The sequence below is a fragment of the Lautropia mirabilis genome, from assembly GCF_900637555.1.
In the GTDB taxonomy this organism is placed as follows: Bacteria; Pseudomonadota; Gammaproteobacteria; order Burkholderiales; family Burkholderiaceae_E; genus Lautropia; species Lautropia mirabilis.
Genome location: NZ_LR134378.1, coordinates 481,428 through 500,507, shown reverse-complemented (window position 1 = coordinate 500,507; position 19,080 = coordinate 481,428). Strand labels below are relative to the sequence as shown.

At 64.6% G+C, this 19,080-nt stretch carries 12 protein-coding genes; 9 read left to right on the top strand and 3 right to left on the bottom strand.

Going from position 1 to position 19,080, the window contains the following annotated elements; translation table 11 throughout:
- Positions 1–9 precede the first annotated feature (9 nt).
- Positions 10–1,830: a bifunctional isocitrate dehydrogenase kinase/phosphatase gene (gene aceK / locus EL249_RS02010; RefSeq protein ID WP_005674670.1), complete on the bottom strand. Its 1,821-nt coding sequence runs from the start codon at positions 1,828–1,830 to the stop codon at positions 10–12.
- 219 nt (positions 1,831–2,049) lie between these two features.
- On the opposite strand from aceK, the gene EL249_RS02005 reads away from it, so the two are divergent.
- From EL249_RS02005 to acnB, 9 genes are all read left to right on the top strand, one after another.
- On the top strand, positions 2,050–3,021 hold the full coding sequence (locus EL249_RS02005; protein WP_005674673.1) for a hypothetical protein: 972 nt from the start codon (positions 2,050–2,052) through the stop codon (positions 3,019–3,021).
- 461 nt (positions 3,022–3,482) lie between these two features.
- Positions 3,483–4,055: a DUF2946 family protein gene (locus EL249_RS02000; RefSeq protein ID WP_005674675.1), complete on the top strand. Its 573-nt coding sequence runs from the start codon at positions 3,483–3,485 to the stop codon at positions 4,053–4,055.
- A gap of 176 nt (positions 4,056–4,231) precedes the next feature.
- A complete protein-coding gene (locus EL249_RS01995; RefSeq protein WP_050781964.1) occupies positions 4,232–5,290 on the top strand; it encodes an MbnP family copper-binding protein in 1,059 nt (352 codons plus the stop codon).
- Between the two features lie 136 nt (positions 5,291–5,426).
- Positions 5,427–6,728 (top strand): methanobactin export MATE transporter MbnM, encoded by a 1,302-nt coding sequence (locus EL249_RS01990; protein WP_005674678.1) that lies wholly within the window; start codon positions 5,427–5,429, stop codon positions 6,726–6,728.
- A 22-nt stretch (positions 6,729–6,750) separates the two neighbouring features.
- A complete protein-coding gene (locus tag EL249_RS01985) occupies positions 6,751–9,078 on the top strand; it encodes a TonB-dependent receptor (RefSeq protein WP_005674679.1) in 2,328 nt (775 codons plus the stop codon).
- 144 nt (positions 9,079–9,222) lie between these two features.
- Complete coding sequence (locus EL249_RS01980) at positions 9,223–10,680, top strand: hypothetical protein (protein WP_126348046.1); 1,458 nt, start codon at positions 9,223–9,225, stop codon at positions 10,678–10,680.
- A 161-nt stretch (positions 10,681–10,841) separates the two neighbouring features.
- The gene (locus tag EL249_RS01975; RefSeq protein ID WP_005674683.1) at positions 10,842–11,201 is read left to right on the top strand and encodes a cupin domain-containing protein; all 360 of its coding nucleotides are present in this window, start codon (positions 10,842–10,844) and stop codon (positions 11,199–11,201) included.
- A gap of 196 nt (positions 11,202–11,397) precedes the next feature.
- Positions 11,398–12,015: a DUF1269 domain-containing protein gene (locus EL249_RS01970; protein WP_005674684.1), complete on the top strand. Its 618-nt coding sequence runs from the start codon at positions 11,398–11,400 to the stop codon at positions 12,013–12,015.
- Positions 12,016–12,780: 765 nt separating this feature from the next.
- Positions 12,781–15,390: a bifunctional aconitate hydratase 2/2-methylisocitrate dehydratase gene (acnB, locus tag EL249_RS01965; protein ID WP_005674686.1), complete on the top strand. Its 2,610-nt coding sequence runs from the start codon at positions 12,781–12,783 to the stop codon at positions 15,388–15,390.
- 264 nt (positions 15,391–15,654) lie between these two features.
- On the opposite strand, the gene EL249_RS01960 is transcribed toward acnB, so the two are convergent.
- Positions 15,655–16,398, bottom strand: coding sequence for a hypothetical protein (locus tag EL249_RS01960; RefSeq protein ID WP_197721595.1), 744 nt, complete (start codon positions 16,396–16,398; stop codon positions 15,655–15,657).
- Positions 16,399–16,641: 243 nt separating this feature from the next.
- Positions 16,642–18,858: a TonB-dependent siderophore receptor gene (locus EL249_RS01955; protein ID WP_005674688.1), complete on the bottom strand. Its 2,217-nt coding sequence runs from the start codon at positions 18,856–18,858 to the stop codon at positions 16,642–16,644.
- Positions 18,859–19,080: the final 222 nt, after the last annotated feature.

Sequence of the window (19,080 nt, the reverse complement as noted above, 5' to 3'; positions counted from 1 at the left end):
TGCGGATCTTCAGCGTCCGGGCTTCTGGGGCGATGAGGGCCGGCCGGGATCCTCGTCGGCCCGGGAAAAGCGCAGTCGCCGGGGATAGGGAAAGACATCGTCCAGGATGCCTTGCCGGATGCGGGCCTGCTGGTTCTGCCACCAGACGGGATCCAGCAGCTCGGCATGGTGCTTCAGGAAGGGCTTGCGTACCCGGGGGTTGCCCAGCAGGAAGGTGCCGAACTCTTCCGGAAACACGTCATTGGGTGCCACCGGATACCACGGCTCGGACGCCATCTCGTCCTCGGGGGTGCGCGGCTCGGGTACCTTGCGGAAGTTGCAGTCGGTGAGGTACTGCACTTCGTCGTAGTCGTAGAAGACCACCCGGTTCTGGCGGGTGACGCCGAAGTTCTTGTAGAGCATGTCCCCCGGGAAGATGTTGGCCGCCACCATGTCGCGGATGGCCATGCCGTACTGATAGACGGCGTAGTCGCGTGCAGCCTCGTCGGGCTGCTGCTCCAGGTAGAGATTCAGTGGCGTCATTCGCCGCTCGATGTACAGGTGACGGATGACGATGCAGTCGCCCTCGTCGACCAGCAGCGAGGGGGCGGTGGCTTGCAGCTCGGTCAGCAGCTCGGAGGAGAGCCGGCTCTTGGGGAAGGGCACGTCCGAGTATTCCCACGAGTCAGCCATCCGGCCGGCACGATCGTGGTTCTTCACCAGGTGGTAGCGGTCCTCGATGAACTCACGGCTGATGTCCTTGCGGCGCACGTCCTTGATGTACTTGAAGACATACGGGAACGAGGGCAGCGTGAACACGCCCATCACCAGACCCTTGATGCCGGGGGCCACGATGAAATGATCGGTGGATTCGTGCAGATGCTGAAGCAGGTCGCGGTAGAAGAGCGTCTTACCCTGCTTGTGCAGGCCCAGCATCGTGTAGAGCTCGGCTTGCGGCTTGGTGGGCATCAGCGATCGCAGGAAGCGCACGTAGGCTGACGGCACCGCCATGTCCACCATGAAGTAGGCCCTTGAGAAGTTGAAGAGCCCCTCGATGTGCTCGGGCGCGAACAGCACCGTGTCGATGAACACCCGGCCATGGCCGTTACGCAGCAGCGGTAGCGAGAAGGGCTGCACCTCGCCGTCATTGACGATGCGACCGATGAGGTAGGCGCCCTTGTTGCGGTAGAAGAGCGAGCGCAGCACGTGCACCTGGCAATCCATGGCCCGCGTTGCCTGCTCGCCGAACAGGGTGGGGGCGGCCTCGATCACCTTCTGCAGGTCATCCTCGATGTCCCGGTAGCCGCAGGCCAGCCCCATGTCGATGAGAACCTGGCGCAGGACCTCCTTCCAGGGCCTGTTCTCCGGGTAATAGACCCGGAAGGAGGGTGGCGTGCCGTCCAGGTGCTCGGTGGAGACAGCCGGCCGCACGAAGATGAAGTCGTTGTGGAGATACTGGCGCTGCAGCAGTCGGGTGCTGACGGTATTGAAAAAGGACTCGGCCAGCTCGGGTTGCTGGTGCTCGGCCAGCAGCAGCACGTAGTACTGCTTCACCTCGGCCCAGACGTCATCGGCCAGGCTGTCAGTGTTGAACTGGGCGCGCAGCTTCTCGACCGCCTCGTTCACGCGCTGGTCGTAGAAGGTGATGCGCTCGCTGGCCAGCCGTCGCATCCGGTGCCAGGCGGCATTCTCGAAACAGGTCTTGGCCTGCTGCGCGTTGTAGCGGAACAGACCGTAGTGCCGATTGAAGCCGGCCAGCATCGTGCGTGCCAGGGTGGCAGGCAGGCTGTCGCCATCCAGCATGCTGGATGGCGTGGCGGAAGGGGGGTGGGGGATGGCGTGCTTGGGCATTGGACAATCTTAACGGTGCTCTGCAGCACGGAGCGTGCCCTATCGGTGAAAACCCGGAGAGGGCGGGCCCTGGCGCTTGTGGCGGTGCACCATGCCGGGCCGCCGGTACGGACGGGGTGGCCGCATATCGGCCAGGAGCATTCAGCCTGCCCGAGAGGGAAGATACTGCCCAATTGGTGGTGCACGTTGCTGCACCGTGAGCAGAAGCAGGTTTTTCCCATGCGTACCGAACCCTACCGCCTGATTACCCGTTCCGACTTCGATGGTCTGGTCAGCGCCGCCATGCTGCGAGACATCGGCGTGGTCGATGCCGTCATGTTCGTGCATCCGAAGGATGTTCAGGACGGCAAGGTGCACGTGGACAAGGACGACATGCTGGTGAACCTGCCCTACGTGGCCACGGCCGGTCAGGTGTTCGACTACCAGGCGCCGGGGTCGCGGGTGCTGCCCAGGGTGGGCTACAGCAACCTGGTCATGGGGGTGGGCGAGGCCTCGGTCTCCCGCGTGATCTACGATCACTTCGGAGGCGAGAGTCGCTTCCCTCACTTCTCGCCGGCGCTGATGGCTGCCGTCGACAAGGCAGGCAGCGCCTCGTACACGCTGGCCGACGTGCTGCATCCGCGTGACTGGACGCTGCTCGGGTTCCTTGCCGACCCGCGTACCGGTCTGGGGCGCTTCCATGACTTCCGCATCTCCAACCTTCAGCTGATGATGATGCTGGTCGATGCCTGCCGCTCCATGGACATCGGTCGCATCCTGGCGCTGCCGGACGTGGCCGAACGCGTGCGCTGCTACCACGAGCATGAATCGAAGGCCATCGAACAGCTGCGCCGCTGCGCCCACGTGCAGGGCAGCACGGTGGTGCTGGACATGCGCAACGAGTCGATCATCTACGCGGCCAACCGCTTCCTGGTCTATGCGCTGTTCCCCAACTGCACGATGTCGCTGCATGTGATGTGGGGGCGCGAGAAGGCCAACACGGTGTTTGCCCTGGGCCGCTCCATCTTCAACACGGCCTCGACGATCGACATCGGCGACCTGTGCACGCGCTTCGGCGGTGGTGGTCACCAGTATGCCGGTACCTGCCAGATCGGCAATGAATGGGCCGAGCAGCGACTGGCCGAGGTGCTGGTCCGCATCGAGAGCGAGAACGCATCGCCCAGGACGTCGAAGGTGAGTCAGACGGCCTGATATCTTAATTTGCGCATTATCAATTTAAAAGGCGCAAAATCGATCGACAGCCGTGGAGGCAATCCGATGGCCCGTTCCGAAAAGGATCGGGCCTTGCTTTTTCTGGCTTACGCGTCCGTGATGGAATATGTCCGAACGGACGCTTCTATTTTGTATGCCTCTCTTCCGGGGATGGCGTTCAGGCCTGTCCTGCAAGGGGTTTTCGGATCCGAAGTCTAAGGGTTTACCCTGCCATTTATATCGACGGGGTGTCGCCCCGCTTTTCATTACCATAATTTTCGTGACATTCTTCGGGTGTTTTTCTGTTGCCTGGCCCGAAACGAATGTCATTATGGCTGCCGGGCTGGTGCAAGTTCATAAGCTGTATATAATCTTTCACATCAGAAGGCTGATATGTTGTATCCGGCTTTCGTCCAAGGAGGCTCATGAAAGCTGTCATGCCGCGTCAAGGGGCTTGACGCATGGCCATGTCACATGGCTTGGCAGGCAGTGCATCGTTCAGGTATTGCAGGCTGGCCGGGCGCCCCGCGTCCCGCGCCGTTTCCATCGGCATCATCGGCATGAACCGTCGCGGCTTTTGTCATCGTGGGCTGGTCTGGCTTACCCTGTGGGTCTTCGGGTTGGCCCTGCTCGCGCCTACGGTGTCGCGGGCACTGGCAGCCCATGAAGCCGGCCAGGGTCTGTCCCACCCGCATGCCGTGCAGGCCGCATGGATGGATCACTGCATGCCGCACGAAGCATCCGGGCAGCCTGCCGAACTCCCGGACGCTCCTTCTGATCATCGGGCAGTGCATGGCCCGGTAAAGCCCGTTTCCCAGGGGTCGCATGAGGACGGGCTGCATCTGGATCACTGCGCGCTGTGCGTGGTCCTGGTTCATCTTCTGGCGCCGCCCACGCCGGCGGCTGCCTTCGACGCTGTCACGGCGCCTGCCATGGTGCAGGTGCCTGTCGTCCGGGTGACGCTCGTCGCCCGTCAGATCGCGCCCGCGCACCCGCGTGGGCCTCCCGCCGGGCAGCCTGCTTCGGCTGCCTGAAGCATCTGCACCCTTTTCGGGGCATGAGCACCGCCCCGGGCGTGTCCTGATCGCTTGTCTGTCGTTTGGTCGGATTCCGTATTCGCAAGCGCGAAATGGATCATCCGCAGGCTGTTGCCATTCTCGCTCGCATTGCTTCCATCCATTCTCATCCTTCCAAGGAAAGGAGCTTCTTCATGAAACGCTTTGCCAAGACCCCCGTCTACGCCGGCTTGCTGCTGGCCTGCGCCGTCGGCCTGACTGCCTGCGGCGGCGATGACAACAACAACAGCACCGCCACCAGCAACAGCGGCACGACCGGCACCACCGGTACGACGGGCACCACCGGCACGACCGGTGGCGCCTGGCAGACCGGCACCACGGGTGACGTGAGCATCAAGTTTGCCGCCTACAACGGCGCCGAGAAGATCGATTGCAACAGCACGACGAAGCTGGGCACGAAGCAACGTGCCGTGCAGATCGAGGACTTCCGCTTCTACATCTCCAACGTCAGCCTGATCAAGGCCGATGGCACCCGCGAGCCCCTCAAGCTCAAGCAGGCCAACGACTACAACTACACCAGCAACGACGGCAAGAACACCGTCAGCCTGATCGACCTGGAGCAGAAGGGCGTGGGTGAGTGCGACGGTTCCGCCGCCACCAACGCCGCCATCGAAGGCACGGTGCCGGCAGGCAGCTACACCGGCGTGGAAATGACGCTGGGCGTGCCCTTCGAGCTGAACCACCTGAATGCGGCTGACGCAACCACGCCGCGCGTGCTGCAGAACGCCGTGCATCCGTCCATGTCCTGGAACTGGCGCGGTGGCCGCAAGTTCACCAACATCCAGTTTGACCAGAACGAGAACGTTGATCCCTCGGCTTGGGAATCGGCCGAGGTGAAGGACGGCAAGGCCGAAGAGGGTTCCGTGCGCCTGCACCTGGGTTCCACCGGCTGCGTGGGCAATCCGGCCGCAGGCACGCCGATCTCCAGCTGCAAGGCCCCCAACCGGGTCACCGTCACGCTGGCCGGCTTCAACCCCGCCAGCCAGGTCGTGGCTTTCGATGCCGGCGCGCTGTTCAACTATGACATCGCCAGCAAGGCCGAAGGTGCTGGCGGCTGCATGTCCGGTGCGACCGATGCCGGTTGCGCCAAGCCCTTCGATGCTCTGGCGCTGGACTGGAAGGCCGATGGCAGCGGCACCGGTGTGGCCGTGGCCGGCAAGACGCAGAAGGTGCTGAAGGCCGTCACGCCCTGAGCGTCGCTGTAACGTCATGCGGGCATGCTCACCCCGGTGGGGGCATGCTGCATGAGGGATGAGGGGAAGCGAAGGGCTCGCTTCCCCCTGTCCGGGCTGCCTGCGGGGTGGCCCGTGTCACTGAAGGAGGTCTCTCATGAATTCTCTGCCCGTCCATCTGCCCTTGCATGGCAGTCGCCGATGTCGGCGTGAGGTGTCCAGATGTGCAGCGGGTGCCATGCTGGTGCTGCTGCTGAGCTGTGGGGGATGTGGAGGAGGCTCTTCGGACAGCAGCCCGACACCGGATGCAGGTAGCAGCCAGGGGAAGGCCGCAGCGCCTACCGTGCTGGACTGGACCTATCCGGCCTACAGCCCGCCTGACGCCTGGGAATGGAAGCTTCCTTCGCACATGCCAGCCCCCCGCGTGCCGGCGAACAACCCCATGAATGCCGCCAAGGTGGCGCTGGGGCGCTACCTGTTCCATGAGCGGCGCCTCTCGGGTGACGGCACCATGTCGTGTGCCTCGTGTCATGAACAGGCGCGTGCCTTTGCCGACGGCAAGGACCGTCCGCGTGGCATCACCAATGTGCAGCATCCCCGCAATTCCATGGGGCTGGGCAACGTGGCCTGGCATGCCACACAGACGTGGTCCAATCCGGTGCTGATGTCGCTGGAGGCCCAGATCCCGAACCCTGTGTTTGGTACCGAACCCGTGGAGATGGGCGTGAACGACAGTTCCGTTCAGGAGGTGCTGAAGCGCCTGGCCAGTGCCAAGGATGTGGATTATCCGGTGCGCTTTCAGCAGGCGTTTCCCGATGCCAAGGGCGACCCGCTGACCTGGGAGAACATCTTCAAGGCCATCAGCGCCTTCGAGCGCACGATGGTCACAGCCGACAGCCGCTATGACCGCTACCTGCAGGGCAAGGTCACGCTGTCGGAGCAGGAATTGCGTGGCCGGCAGCTGTTCGAGAAGGCCGAATGCACGCAGTGCCATCAACCCCCGAATTTCGATGACCAGTTCGTCAGTGTCGAGACGACGACGCTGAAGGTCCGGTATCACAACATCGGACTCTATAACCTGAACGGTCGGGGCGACTACCCGAAAGAAAACACCGGCGTCGAGGAAATCACCGCCAACCCGGCCGACATGGGGGCCTTCCGGGTGCCCAGCCTGCGCAACGTGGCCGTGACCGAGCCCTACATGCACGATGGTTCGGTGGCTACGCTTGAAGAGGCGGTGGCCATCATGGCCGGTGGTGGACGCAATATCACCAGTGGTCCGCGGGCCGGTGATGGACGTGCCAACCCGCACAAGAGTCCGCTCGTTCGCGACCGGGGCCTGTCGGCGCAGGATCGCGCAGACATTGTGGCCTTCCTGAAAGCGCTGACGGATGAAACGTTCCTGAGCGATCCGGCATTTTCCGATCCTTTCCGGAGAGATGCCGCATCCCGCCCATGAAGGACAGACGAGGAATCGACCGATGACAATGAACAAGATGAAAGCCGCCAGACGCAGGGGCGATGCGGGCCACAGGTTTTCCGTGGCCCGGGTGCCTGCGCTGCTGGCCACGGCGCTGGGTGCACTCGCACTGCCGGCCTGGGCGCAGGATGCCGGGCAGATGGGTGACACGACCCAGGCCCAGGACGAAACCGTGCAGTTGCCGCAGGTGCGCGTTCGTGCGCTGCGTCTTTTCGAGGTGCAGCCCCCCAACATGTCGCTGCCTGGGTCGGGCGTGACGGATTCGGGCAAGATCTCGCGCCGTCGTGCCACCACGCCGGACACCACGGGCCTGCTGAAGGACATGCCCGGTGTGGACGTGCAGGGGGCAGGTGGCGTGTCGGGTCTGCCGGTGATTCATGGTCTGGCCGACGAGCGGCTGCGCCTGACGGTGGATGACATGGACCTGATGGCGGCCTGTGCCAACCATATGAACCCGGCGCTGTCCTACATCGACCCGGCCAAGGTGGAGAGCATCCGTGTCTACGCCGGCATCTCGCCCGTCAGCGCGGGCGGCGACAGCATCGGTGGCAGCATCCAGGTGGAGTCTGCACCGCCAAGCTTTGCCGATCCTGACGGCAAGCCCCTGCTGGGCGGCCACGTGGGCACCCATTACCGCAGCAACGGCCATGGGGTGGATGTGAGCCTGGGCACGCACTACGCCACGGAGCGGCTGCATCTGGAATATGAAGGCTCCTACGCGCGGGCACGCAACTACCGCGCCGGCAATGACTTCAAGCCGGCCGAGACCGGCCGCGAACAGGGGCGCGTGCTGCCGGGTGACGAGGTGGGCTCCAGCGGCTTCCGGGTGCAGAACCACCGGATGGCAGCGGCCTGGCGCAGCGGCATGCACCTGCTGGAGACCGATTTCAGCTGGCAGAACATGCCTTTCCAGGGGTTCCCGAACCAGCGCATGGACATGACGGAGAACCGCGCCACGCTGGCCGGTCTGCGCTATCGGGGGCAGTTCTCCTGGGGCGACCTGAAGGTGCGCCTGTGGAACCAGCGCATCCGCCACCGTATGGACATGGGTGAGGACCGCTACAGCTACGGTACCGGCATGCCCATGCGCACCCGCGCCAGTACCGATGGCGCCACGGCCCAGGCCAGCTGGATGCTGAACGAACGGGATACCGTGCGTCTGGGGCTGGAGGCCCTGTACTACCAGCTGTATGACTGGTGGCCGCCGGTCGGGGCCAGCGGTGGCATGGCGCCGAACGACTTCTGGAACATTGACGACGGGCGTCGCAACCGGCTGAGCGCCTATGCCGAATGGGAGCGCAGCTGGGATGCACGCTGGAGCAGCGTCATCGGGCTGCGGCACACGCAGGTGCGTACCGACGCCGGTCCGGTGCGGGGCTATAACGGCCTGCCCACCTGGTCGGATGATGCGTCGGCCTTCAATTCGATCAGTCGCCGGCGGCATGACCGTCACTGGGATTTCAGCGCGCTGGCCAGCTATGAACCGGCCAAGGGTCATCGCTACGAGATGGGCGTGGCTCGCAAGACCCGTTCGCCCAGCCTGTACGAGCGCTATCCATGGTCCACCAACACCATGGCCGCGGGCATGAACAACTTCCTGGGCGATGGCAACGGCTATCTGGGCAATCCGGACCTGAAGCCGGAAGTGGCTCACACGCTGAGTGTCAGCGGCAACTGGCATCATCCCGAGGATGAGCAACGCTGGGGGCTGACGGTGAGCGCGCACCTGACCCGCATCTCGGACTACGTGGATGCAGAGCGCTGCTCGGCCAGCCAGTGCCGCAGTGGCAACACCACGGCCGACAACGAGTTCGTGCTGCTGCGCTACGTGAACCAGGATGCGCGCCTGCTGGGTACCGACGTGTCCGGCCACTGGCTGCTGGCCCGGAGTCCGCATGCTGGCAGCCTCACGCTGAGCGGCAAGCTGGCCTGGCTGCATGGCAAGAACCTGGATACCGGTGGTGGCCTCTACAACACCATGCCGGCCAATCTTCGGATGGGGCTGGAGCATCGGCGCACCGTGGGTGAGGGCGAATGGAGCGGCACGCTGGAATGGGAAGGCGTGCGCTCCAAGACGCGGCGCTCTGCCGTGCGCAACGAGATCCGCACGGCCGGCTATGGCCTGCTGCATCTGCGCACGCGCTACGAGATCGGCCAGCTGGGCATCGATCTGGGCATCGAGAACCTGCTGGACCGCGGCTATGCGCTGCCGCTGGGTGGGGCCTACGTGGGCCAGGGCAGTTCGATGATGCTCAACACCGTGCCGTGGGGCGTGGCGGTGCCCGGACATGGGCGTTCCGTCTACGTCGGCTTCAACTACAAGTTCTGAGGGACAGACATGACGGATTCATATCGTTCCGGTGGTCGCATCCGGGCAGTGCATGACGATGGTGTCGGCGTGTCTTCGGGGGCGCGCTTGGCAAACCATGAAACCGGAAGTCGGCCGAATGGCTTCACGGTCGGCACGTTTTCCTTGGCCGGAGCTTCCGTGGTGATGCTGGCCGTTCTGGCAGCCTGCGGGGGTGCAGAAGGGCCTGGCGGAGAGCGGGGGCCGGTCATCGGCTCACGTCCGCAATCCTTGCAGTTTGCCGAAGCGCCTGCCCTGCAGCCTGGCGGCACGGCCAAGGTATCGGCCACGGCCAGCTCGGGTCTGGCCGTGCGCTACAACAGCTCGACCACCGGCGTCTGCACGGTGGATGCCGACAGCGGGGAGGTGACAGCACGTGCCGCAGGCAATTGCGTCATCGCGGCCAGCCAGGCGGGCGACACCACCTGGGCCTCTGCCAGCGCACAGCAGCAGATCACCGTGCAGTCTAATGTACAGTTCGGCGCCGTACCATCAATGACCGTGGGGGATAGTGCCACCGTCACGGTTTCGGCCAGCAGCGATCGGCCGATGCGGTACAGCAGCCTGACCGAAGCCGTGTGCCGTGCCGATGCCGACAGTGGCCTGGTGACGGCGCTGGCGGCTGGGACCTGTACCGTGGCAGCCGAGCCGCGTGATGCGGCCTCGGGGCAGACGGGGACGCGCCTGACGCAGAGCTTCGAGATTGCCGCAGCCGGTGCCGTGACGGTGCCGGTGGCACCGGAAAAGGTGACGGCCCGTCGGGGGACGCAGGACGGCACCGTGCTGGTGACGGCCGGTCATGTCCGGGGCGGTGGCGCGGCGGTGTCGGGCTATACCGTGACGTCGGTTCCGGCCGGCATCACGGTGCAGGCGCAGACCCTGCCGGTGACGGTTCCTTGTCCGGCCAGTGGCTGCACGGGACATGCCTTTGCGCTGTCCGTCACCAATGCGGCAGGCACGGGACCCGCTTCGGAGCCGGCTGATGTCATCAGTCGCTACACGGTGGTGGCGAAGTTCCGTGAACCCGACTATGCGCATGACATGACCGAGTTCCACGGCAGCTTCCGCTACAACGCCACCCGCATGACCGTGTCTGACCTGTCGGGTGAGCTGAGCGAGGTGATGGCCGGCAACAACCAGCCGAACCAGCCCTGGCCGGATGGCATGCCGCTGCTGTCGCTGCGGCATCAGCTCTCCAGCATCGCTGCACCGGCGGGTGATGGCCTGTTGGTGACCAGCTTCCTGCTGGAGCACACCAACACGCTGTCGGACGACCCGCGTGATGCCGGCACCGATGGCTGGACACCCGGCACCGGAGGCTGGAAGTACTGGGGCTACCACCACGGTGAGCGTCGAGCCAGCAACCCGGGCAACGCCTATGCCCGCATCTTCGTGAACACGAAGGATCCGCTGCTGCCGCTGACGCAGGCCCAGATCGACACGCTGGCCTACGCCGACTGCCATGCCGAGGGCATGATGGGCGACGACTGCATGACGGGCACCACGGTGGCCGGCTACGGCACGCGCGGCTCCATGCGCGGCTATCCGGTGTCGCAGGAAGTGAAGCTGGCCGATACGCCGTGACATCCGGTGCGCGGCAGGAGGCCTGCCGCGGTGCGTGATTGGATGAGGGGGCTGCATGCCATGACGCATGTGGCTGGGCGCATGGAGCCCCCGCGGCATTGTCGTGTGGCAAGATGCAGGTGGGGTGGTCACGACGCCGCCGTCCATGAAGGAGAACGACCATGAGCGCGACCGTTCAAGTCCCGCAGATCCTGAACATCAGCCAATACCTGAAGGAGCGGCCGACAGAGGCAGTCCGTACCGTGCTGCATCAGAGTACGGACATGAATCTCGTGCTGTGGCAGATTCCGCCGCAGGGCAGCCTTCCGCCGCATCGGCACCCGAGCGGTGAGGACATCTGGCTGGTGCTGCGCGGCGAGGCCGATCTGATAGATGATGCGGCTGGCAGTCGGCGCACCATCCATGCCGGTGAAAGCGTGGTGGTCGGCATTGAGCAGACGCACGGTGCCATCAATGTCGGCCATGAGGACTGCGTGCTGCTGTCGGTGATTCGTCCTTCGGCTGGTTTCCAGCCAGCCTGATGGTGCGGCTTCGGCCGCGCCTTCGGTGGCACGATTTATGACCGACCGGTCATAAAACCTGCAAGGCTGCAGGCCCTTGGCCATGGGCCGCTCACGGATGGGGTACCTTGGCAGGAAAGGCGCCAGCGATCCTGGTACCATCCGGCCTGCCTGCTGATGGGCAGGGACTATCATTCACACAAGAAGGAGCACGATTATGGAACACGTACTGGCAACCCTGTTCGAGGTACCCAGCGAGGCCTACCAGGCCTTCGTGGAGCTGAAGGCCTTCCCGCAGAATGACGACACGCGCATTGCCCAGGCGGCGCTGGTCAAGAACGAGAACGGTGTCATCACGCCGGTGGATGCCTTCGATCCGCTGAGGCAGGTGGATGACGACACCATCACCGGCACGCTGATCGGTTCGGTGCTGGGCATCCTGGGCGGCCCGCTGGGCATGCTTTTTGGCGCCAACGTGGGGGCCTGGGTGGGCAGCACGGGCAGTACCGACGAGGCGCTGGCACAGGCCACGCTGCTCGAGACGGTGGCGGCCAAGCTCAATGACGGCGATGTGGCGATCATTGCGCTGGTGCAGGAAAAGTCCGAGGCGCCGCTGGACCAGTTCTTTGGCAGGTTCAAGTCGCTGGTGGTGCGCTGGGACGCATCCACCATCCAGCAGCAGATGGAGGATGCGCTGGAGGTGCAGGCTGACCTGCATGCCCGTGCGGCCGCCGAGCTGAAGGCGCGGCACACCAAGGCGCGCAAGGAAAAGCTGGAAGAGTTCGCGCAGTCCATCCGGCAGAAGTTCGAGGAGCTGGCGCAGAAGTTCAAGTAAGCGGACTGCGTCTGCCGGGTCTGCCGGCGAGGCAGGGGCTGCTTTCGTTCAGGGGCTGTCTCATTCACCCAGGTGCGGGTGGGCGAGGCGGCCCTGTTCGTTTTTTGGGGGCCCCGCCCCTTGGCCACGGTCTACGCCTGTCAGGGGCCTGGAGACGTCGGCGTGAGGGCTGTTCAGGTATCACGGTGCTGTCCGTGGGCAGCGAGGGCTGTGCGGAGCCCTCGCATCGTCTTCCGTGGGCTCGTTCGGCGTGCTCGATTATCCGAGTCAATCCATTTCATAAAAGAATTAAATAATCATTCTCGTTACTGCTTTTCTTGGCATGCCGTTCAGGGGCGAATGGCTGCCGACTGGCGGATGGTGCGGGTTTTCAGGGGATATAGGGGAAAACCATTTGCTGTCCATGCTACGCCCTGGTGCGGTGCGGTGAGTACAATTTCAGCACTTGCAGAAATAACAGGGCTGCAGGCTGGTCCAGGCCTCGGGCGCTCCCGAGGCAGGGCGCAACCGCCCGGAAAGCCCCGGAGATGGCGCACGGCGCGCCATTCGGGCTCCCGGCGGGTGACGACTCCTGTCTGGTCGGGCCAGGGCGATTTCCTGCTGTACGGGGCCATCGTGCGCCCCGGTTCCGTCGACCGGGCGGACAGCAGTTGCCGCAGGTGGGGCGCTCTCCGTACCTGGACAGGGCGGAGCATGGCATCCCGGCTTGCGCGGAATCGTCCCCATATACCCGTTACGGATTGATGATGGCCTTAGGAGAAGTCCATGCTGAATGAGTATCGCCAACATGTTGCCGAGCGCGCGGCGCTGGGCATTCCTCCCCTGGCACTGGATGCCAAACAGACCGCCGAGCTGATCGAGCTGATCAAGAATCCGCCTGCCGGCGAAGAAGAGTTCCTGATGGATCTGCTCACCTACCGGGTGCCGCCGGGGGTGGACGATGCCGCCAAGGTCAAGGCCAGCTTCCTGGCTGCCGTCGCCCATGGTGACATCAAGGTCGGGCTGATCTCCAGGGCCAAGGCCACCGAGCTGCTGGGCACGATGCTCGGGGGCTACAACGTCCACCCGCTGATCGAGCTGCTGGACGATCCCGAAGTGGCCGGGGTGGCTGCCAACGCCCTGAAGAAGACGCTGCTGATGTTCGACTTCTTCAACGACGTGGCCGCCAAGGCCAAGGCCGGCAATGCCAAGGCCCAGGAAGTGATGCAGAGCTGGGCGGACGCCGAATGGTTCACCAGCCGTCCCAAGGTGCCCGAGAAGATCACCGTCACGGTCTTCAAGGTGCCCGGCGAGACCAACACCGACGACCTCTCGCCCGCGCCCGATGCCTGGAGCCGTCCGGACATCCCGTTGCACTACCTGGCCATGCTGAAGAACACCCGTCCCGACGCGGCCTTCAAGCCCGAGGAAGACGGCAAGCGCGGCCCCATCAAGTTCATCGAGGACCTGAAGAAGAAGGGCCACCTGGTGGCCTACGTGGGTGACGTGGTGGGGACCGGTTCCAGCCGCAAGTCGGCCACCAACAGCGTGATCTGGGCCACCGGCCAGGACATCCCCTACGTGCCCAACAAGCGCTTCGGTGGTGTCACGCTGGGCGGCAAGATCGCCCCCATCTTCTTCAACACGCAGGAAGACTCCGGGTCGCTGCCCATCGAGGTGGATGTCTCGAAGATGGAGATGGGCGACGTGCTCGACATCTTCCCCTACGAGGGCCGCATCGAGAAGAACGGCGAGAAGATTGCCGACTTCACCCTGAAGAGCCATGTGCTGCTGGACGAGGTGCAGGCTGGCGGCCGCATCAACCTGATCATCGGCCGCTCGCTCACGGCCAAGGCCCGCGAGGCGCTGGGCCTGCCGGCGTCCACCGCATTCCGCCTGCCCAAGGCACCGGTCGATACCGGCAAGGGCTTCACGCTGGCGCAGAAGATGGTCGGTCGTGCCTGTGGTCTGCCCGAGGGGCAGGGCATCCGTCCGGGCTCCTACTGCGAGCCGCGCATGACGACCGTGGGCAGCCAGGACACCACCGGCCCCATGACTCGCGATGAACTGAAGGACCTGGCCTGCCTGGGCTTCTCGGCCGACATGGTGATGCAGTCGTTCTGTCACACCGCCGCCTATCCCAAGCCGGTGGACGTGAAGACGCACCGCGAGCTGCCCGCCTTCATCAGCAACCGAGGTGGCGTGGCGCTGCGTCCGGGTGACGGCGTCATCCACTCGTGGCTCAACCGCCTGCTGCTGCCCGACACCGTGGGTACCGGCGGCGACAGCCACACGCGCTTCCCGATCGGCATCAGCTTCCCGGCAGGTTCGGGTCTGGTGGCCTTCGGCGCTGCCACCGGCGTGATGCCGCTGGACATGCCGGAAAGCGTGCTGGTGCGCTTCAAGGGCGAGCTGCAGCCCGGCGTCACGCTGCGTGACCTGGTGCATGCCATCCCGCTCTATGCCATCAAGGCGGGGCTGCTCACCGTGGCCAAGGCCGGCAAGAAGAACATCTTCTCGGGCCGTATCCTGGAGATCGAGGGTCTGCCCAAGCTGAAGGTCGAGCAGGCGTTCGAGCTGTCCGATGCCTCGGCCGAGCGCTCGGCGGCGGGCTGTACGATCAAGCTCGACAAGGAGCCGATCATCGAGTACCTCAAGTCGAACATCATTCTGATGAAGAACATGATCGCCGACGGGTACCAGGACGCCAAGACGCTTGCACGCCGAATCGAGAAGGTCGAGCAGTGGCTGGCCGACCCGCAGCTGCTGGAAGCGGATCCCGACGCCGAATACGCGGCCGTGATCGAGATCGACATGAACGAGATCAAGGAGCCCATCGTCTGCTGCCCGAACGACCCGGACGACGCCAAGCTGCTGTCCGACGTGGCTGGCACCAAGATCGACGAGGCCTTCATCGGTTCGTGCATGACCAACATCGGTCACTTCCGTGCGGCAGCCCGCCTGCTGGGTGGCCAGCGTGACATCCCCGTCAAGCTGTGGGTGGCACCGCCCACCAAGATGGACCAGAACGAGCTGATCAAGGAAGGTCACTACGCTGCCTTCGGTACCGCCGGCGCGCGTACCGAGATGCCGGGCTGCTCGCTGTGCATGGGCAACCAGGCCCAGGTGCGCGAAGGGGCCACCGTCATTTCCACCAGTACCCGCAACTTCCCCAACCGGCTGGGCAAGAACACCAACGTGTTCCTGGGTTCTGCCGAGCTGGCGGCCATTGCGTCGCGGCTGGGCAAGCTGCCCACCCCGCAGGAGTACCTGAAGGAAATGGGCGTGGTGGATTCCGACAAGGAGAGCATCTACCGCTACATGAACTTCGACCAGATTCCCGAGTACGTGGAAGTGGCCGAAGGTCAGAAGAACGCGCTGGAACAGCATCCCTGAGATGCCTGCCCGGTGCGCGGGCAGAGCCCCGGCGTCAGCCGGGGCCTGACGGCGAACCGGGCACCCTGCAGCTGTTGATGCAAGAAGAACGGCCTCCCTTGGGAGGCCGTTCTGCTGTTCAGGTACCCGCTTCAGGTACTGGCACCGCTTCTGGACCAAGGGTCAGGAGCCAGCGTTCAGAAGCCAGGGCTCAGGTGCCGGAGTTCAGGAGCGGTTCGGGCGCCTGGGGGCCGGATAGTTGGGCAGATGCCCAGAGGCAGGACATCACGCGGAGGACCAGGGCCGGATCTGCACCAGCTCGTCGTCATCGGCATGGTCGATGAGGATGGCGCGAACACGCTCCTGCCACACTTCCCCGAAGCGCTGCATTTCAGCCGGGGTGGCATAGCCGCTGACCGCCTTGGGCAGCAGTGCCTGCATGTCGGGGTGGAAGGGGATGATGCCGGCATTCAGCTCCACCTGAACGGCGGCGCCCGTGTCGCGGCGCTTCAGCACCAGCATGCCGTCGATGGAAGCGGCGCCGTACTGCAGCAAGTCCTGTCGCTTGAAGCGGTGCGCCGGGCCGATGCCATGGAAGCCGGTCTCGGCGGCGGCACCCGTCAGCAGCGTGGCGATGGAAGCAATCACGCCGGTGGTGCCTTCGTGGCGCTCGTCGCGCATCAACACGTCGATGTTGCCGCGCTCGGGAATGTCGTCACCATACAGGGCCTTCAGGCCACGGATGACCATCAGCCAGCTGCCGGCCACGGTGGGGCAGGAGTGGCCGGCCAGCCGCACGGCATCCAGATAGCGATAGGTGAGGATGCCGTCACGCGTGGCGCCCAGGAAGCGGGCCAGACCGTCCTGCACCGTCAGCGTGGGGGCCTGATCGAAGAAGGCCGGGTAGCCTGCCGCGTTGAAGGCCAGCGGGTTGGACGCCGGCGCCAGGTGGCCGTTGGTCTGGGAAGGCTGCCCCGGCCGGAAGGCGGGGGCATCAAGGGGAGCAGTCGGAGTCAGGGTAGCGGGCATCGTGTCATCTCTTGTAAGCAGGGCCGTCATGGGCTGCCTATAGAGATAACACGCAGTGCCGGACGCAGACTTGACAACCGGCAATTGGCGGGGCGGATGTTCCACTCATTCTTGACACCACTGCAGGTCTCCTTGCCCCCGTTGGGGGAAGGATGTCGTCCGTCACACGAAGCGGAAGTACAGGCCCCGCAGGGGCTGGAAGCCGGGCGGCAGGCCCCGCTTCCAGACAGCCGGACAGTGCCGTCAGAACGCCATCCGGAACGTGGCGCTGAAGAAGCGTGGCTGGCCATAGTTGGCGTAGTCCAGGTTGGCCCAGTATTTCTTGTCCAGGGCGTTCGTGACGGCCAGCGTGAGGCGGTAGGCCTCGGTGAAGTCCCAGCTGGCGTACAGATCCAGCAACGGCTTGCTCTTTTCGGTCACGTATACGCGGCCGCTGGGCGAGGGGACGTTGTACGCCTCAAGCTTGCTCTGCCAGGTCAGGAATCCGCCCAGCTGCAGCGGGCGCAGCTCGCCACTGAAACGGTAGTCGCTGCCCAGCTGCAGCTGCCAGGTGGGGAAGTTTGCCCACAGCCGGTCGCTTTCCTGACGGGTGACCTTGGCCCGGGTCAGCGCCGCCTTCAGGTTCCAGTCGGGCTGTACCTTGCCGATGAGTTCCACATCGAAACCCTTGCCCTTGGTGCCGTCGACCGTGCGGTAAGGGGTGGATCCGTCAGGCAGGCTGTTGGGCGCAGCGTCGGCATTGACCACAGCAAAATTGTCCTGCTTGGTCTCGAAGATCGCCAGGTTCAGGTCCAGTTCGTGGGCCAGTGCCATCTTCAGGCCCACTTCGCTGTTGCTGCCCACGGCGGGCTTGAGTGGAACGTTGTTCACGTCGCGGTGATTCTGCGGATTGAAGATGCGCGTGTGGCTGGCGTAGGCAGCGAGCGACGGCGTGATGTCGTAGACCACGCCCAGGTAGGGGGATACCTTGTGCTTCACTTCCTGCCGCGCCGAGACACCGGACAGTGCGCCGCGGGTGTCGTAGTTCTTCTGCTTGCTGGTCCAGCGCGTGACGCGAGCGCCGGTCAGCAGCGACAGTGGTTCGGTCAGCCGCCAGCGGGCTGAGGCATACAGGCCGGTCTGCTGCACCAGGGTGTCGTTGCGGGCGCCAGTCTTGCTGACGGCAGGCTTGGGAGCGGTGCCGTCCCAGGTATGGACGTTGGCAATGTCGTGGCGCCAGTTGGACATGCTGGCAAAGGCATCGCTCTTGCTGGTGGTGCGGGTGCTGCTTACGCCTACGGTCAGGTCGTGTTCCCGCCCGCCCAGATGCAGCTTGCCGGCCAGATAGGCGTCCAGACTGTTGCGGGTCTCGCGCTCTTCCCCGGGATAGGCATACAGGGTGACGCCGCTGCCGGTAGCCTTGTCGATGAAGGGCGCATCGGAAGGTGTGGCTCCATAGCCGTAGGTGATCAGGCTGTGGGTCTTGCCGGTGGTATGGTCCAGGTTGGCCTTGAACGTCCAGTCGTCATTGATCTGGTGGCTGATTGAAGCGAATGCCGTGCCCGAGCTGCGCTCCCATCGTGTCCAGGATGGCGAGAAGCTGGTGGAAACCGGCAGGTTGGCCAGCGTGCCGTCGGTATTGAAGCGGGGGATGGCCCCCCAGACGGGCGCCTTGGGCGCGTTCTTCTGGCGCTGGTAGCCCACGGAGACTTCGGTGGCTGGGCCCAGGTCGGCTTCCACCACGCCCAGGAAAGCCAGCTTGTTCTCTTCGTAGCGCTTGTAGAAGCTGTGCTTTTTCTGCGGCGCCAGCACGAAGCGGCTGCGCACCGAGCCATCTGCGGTGATGGGTACGTTCACGTCGGCCACTGCCCGGTAGTAGTCCCAGCGCCCGGCGCTCACGTCCACGGTGCCACCCAACTCGCGGGAGGGACGCTTGCGGATCAGGTTGACCGTGGCCGATGGCGTGCCCACCCCGGTGAGGATGCCGTTGGCGCCGCGTACCAGGTCCACCCGCTCGTAGAGCGCGGTGTCGTATTCCTGGTTGGTCTCGCCGCTGTAGCTGGGCATGCCGTCGACCTGGAAATCCTTGATCACGAAGCCTCGGGTGTAATAGAGCGGCCGCTGGGTGTCGTAGAGCGAGGTCATCACCCCCGTCATGTGCCGCATCACGGCATCCACGCTGGTCAACGATTCATCGTCCATCTGCTTGCGGGTGGTGACGCTGACCGACTGCGGCGTTTCCCGGGCCTTCAGCGGCAGCCGAACGCTGGCATTCTCGCGCGTGCCAGTGACGGTCAGGCTCTCCAGCGTGGCGTGGTATGAGGTGACAGTGCTTTTCTGTGGTGGTCGTGGCCGCGGGCTGCTCATGCCGTCGCTGGTGCTGTCGGTCTGCTGTGCCAGTGCGGGCATGACAAACAGACTGGCGACCATGATGGCCAGGCCGTGGCGGGCGAAGGGAAGGGGCAGGGTGAAGGAGGTCATGATGCATATCCCGCCCTGAGTGCGGGCGATGGAAGAAGCGCGATAAGGGTGTTGCGGGCAAAAAAAAGGGTGTCTTGCAACACCCTTGAAAAGTGAGTGTCCCCGCACCAGGGCGGACGACACGGACGGAGATTGATTGCGTGCCAGTCAGGAGCGGGCCCGTGGGACGGGACGGGGCTGCATGGTCCGGCAGGTGCCTTCAACGGGCGGAGGAGGCCTGTG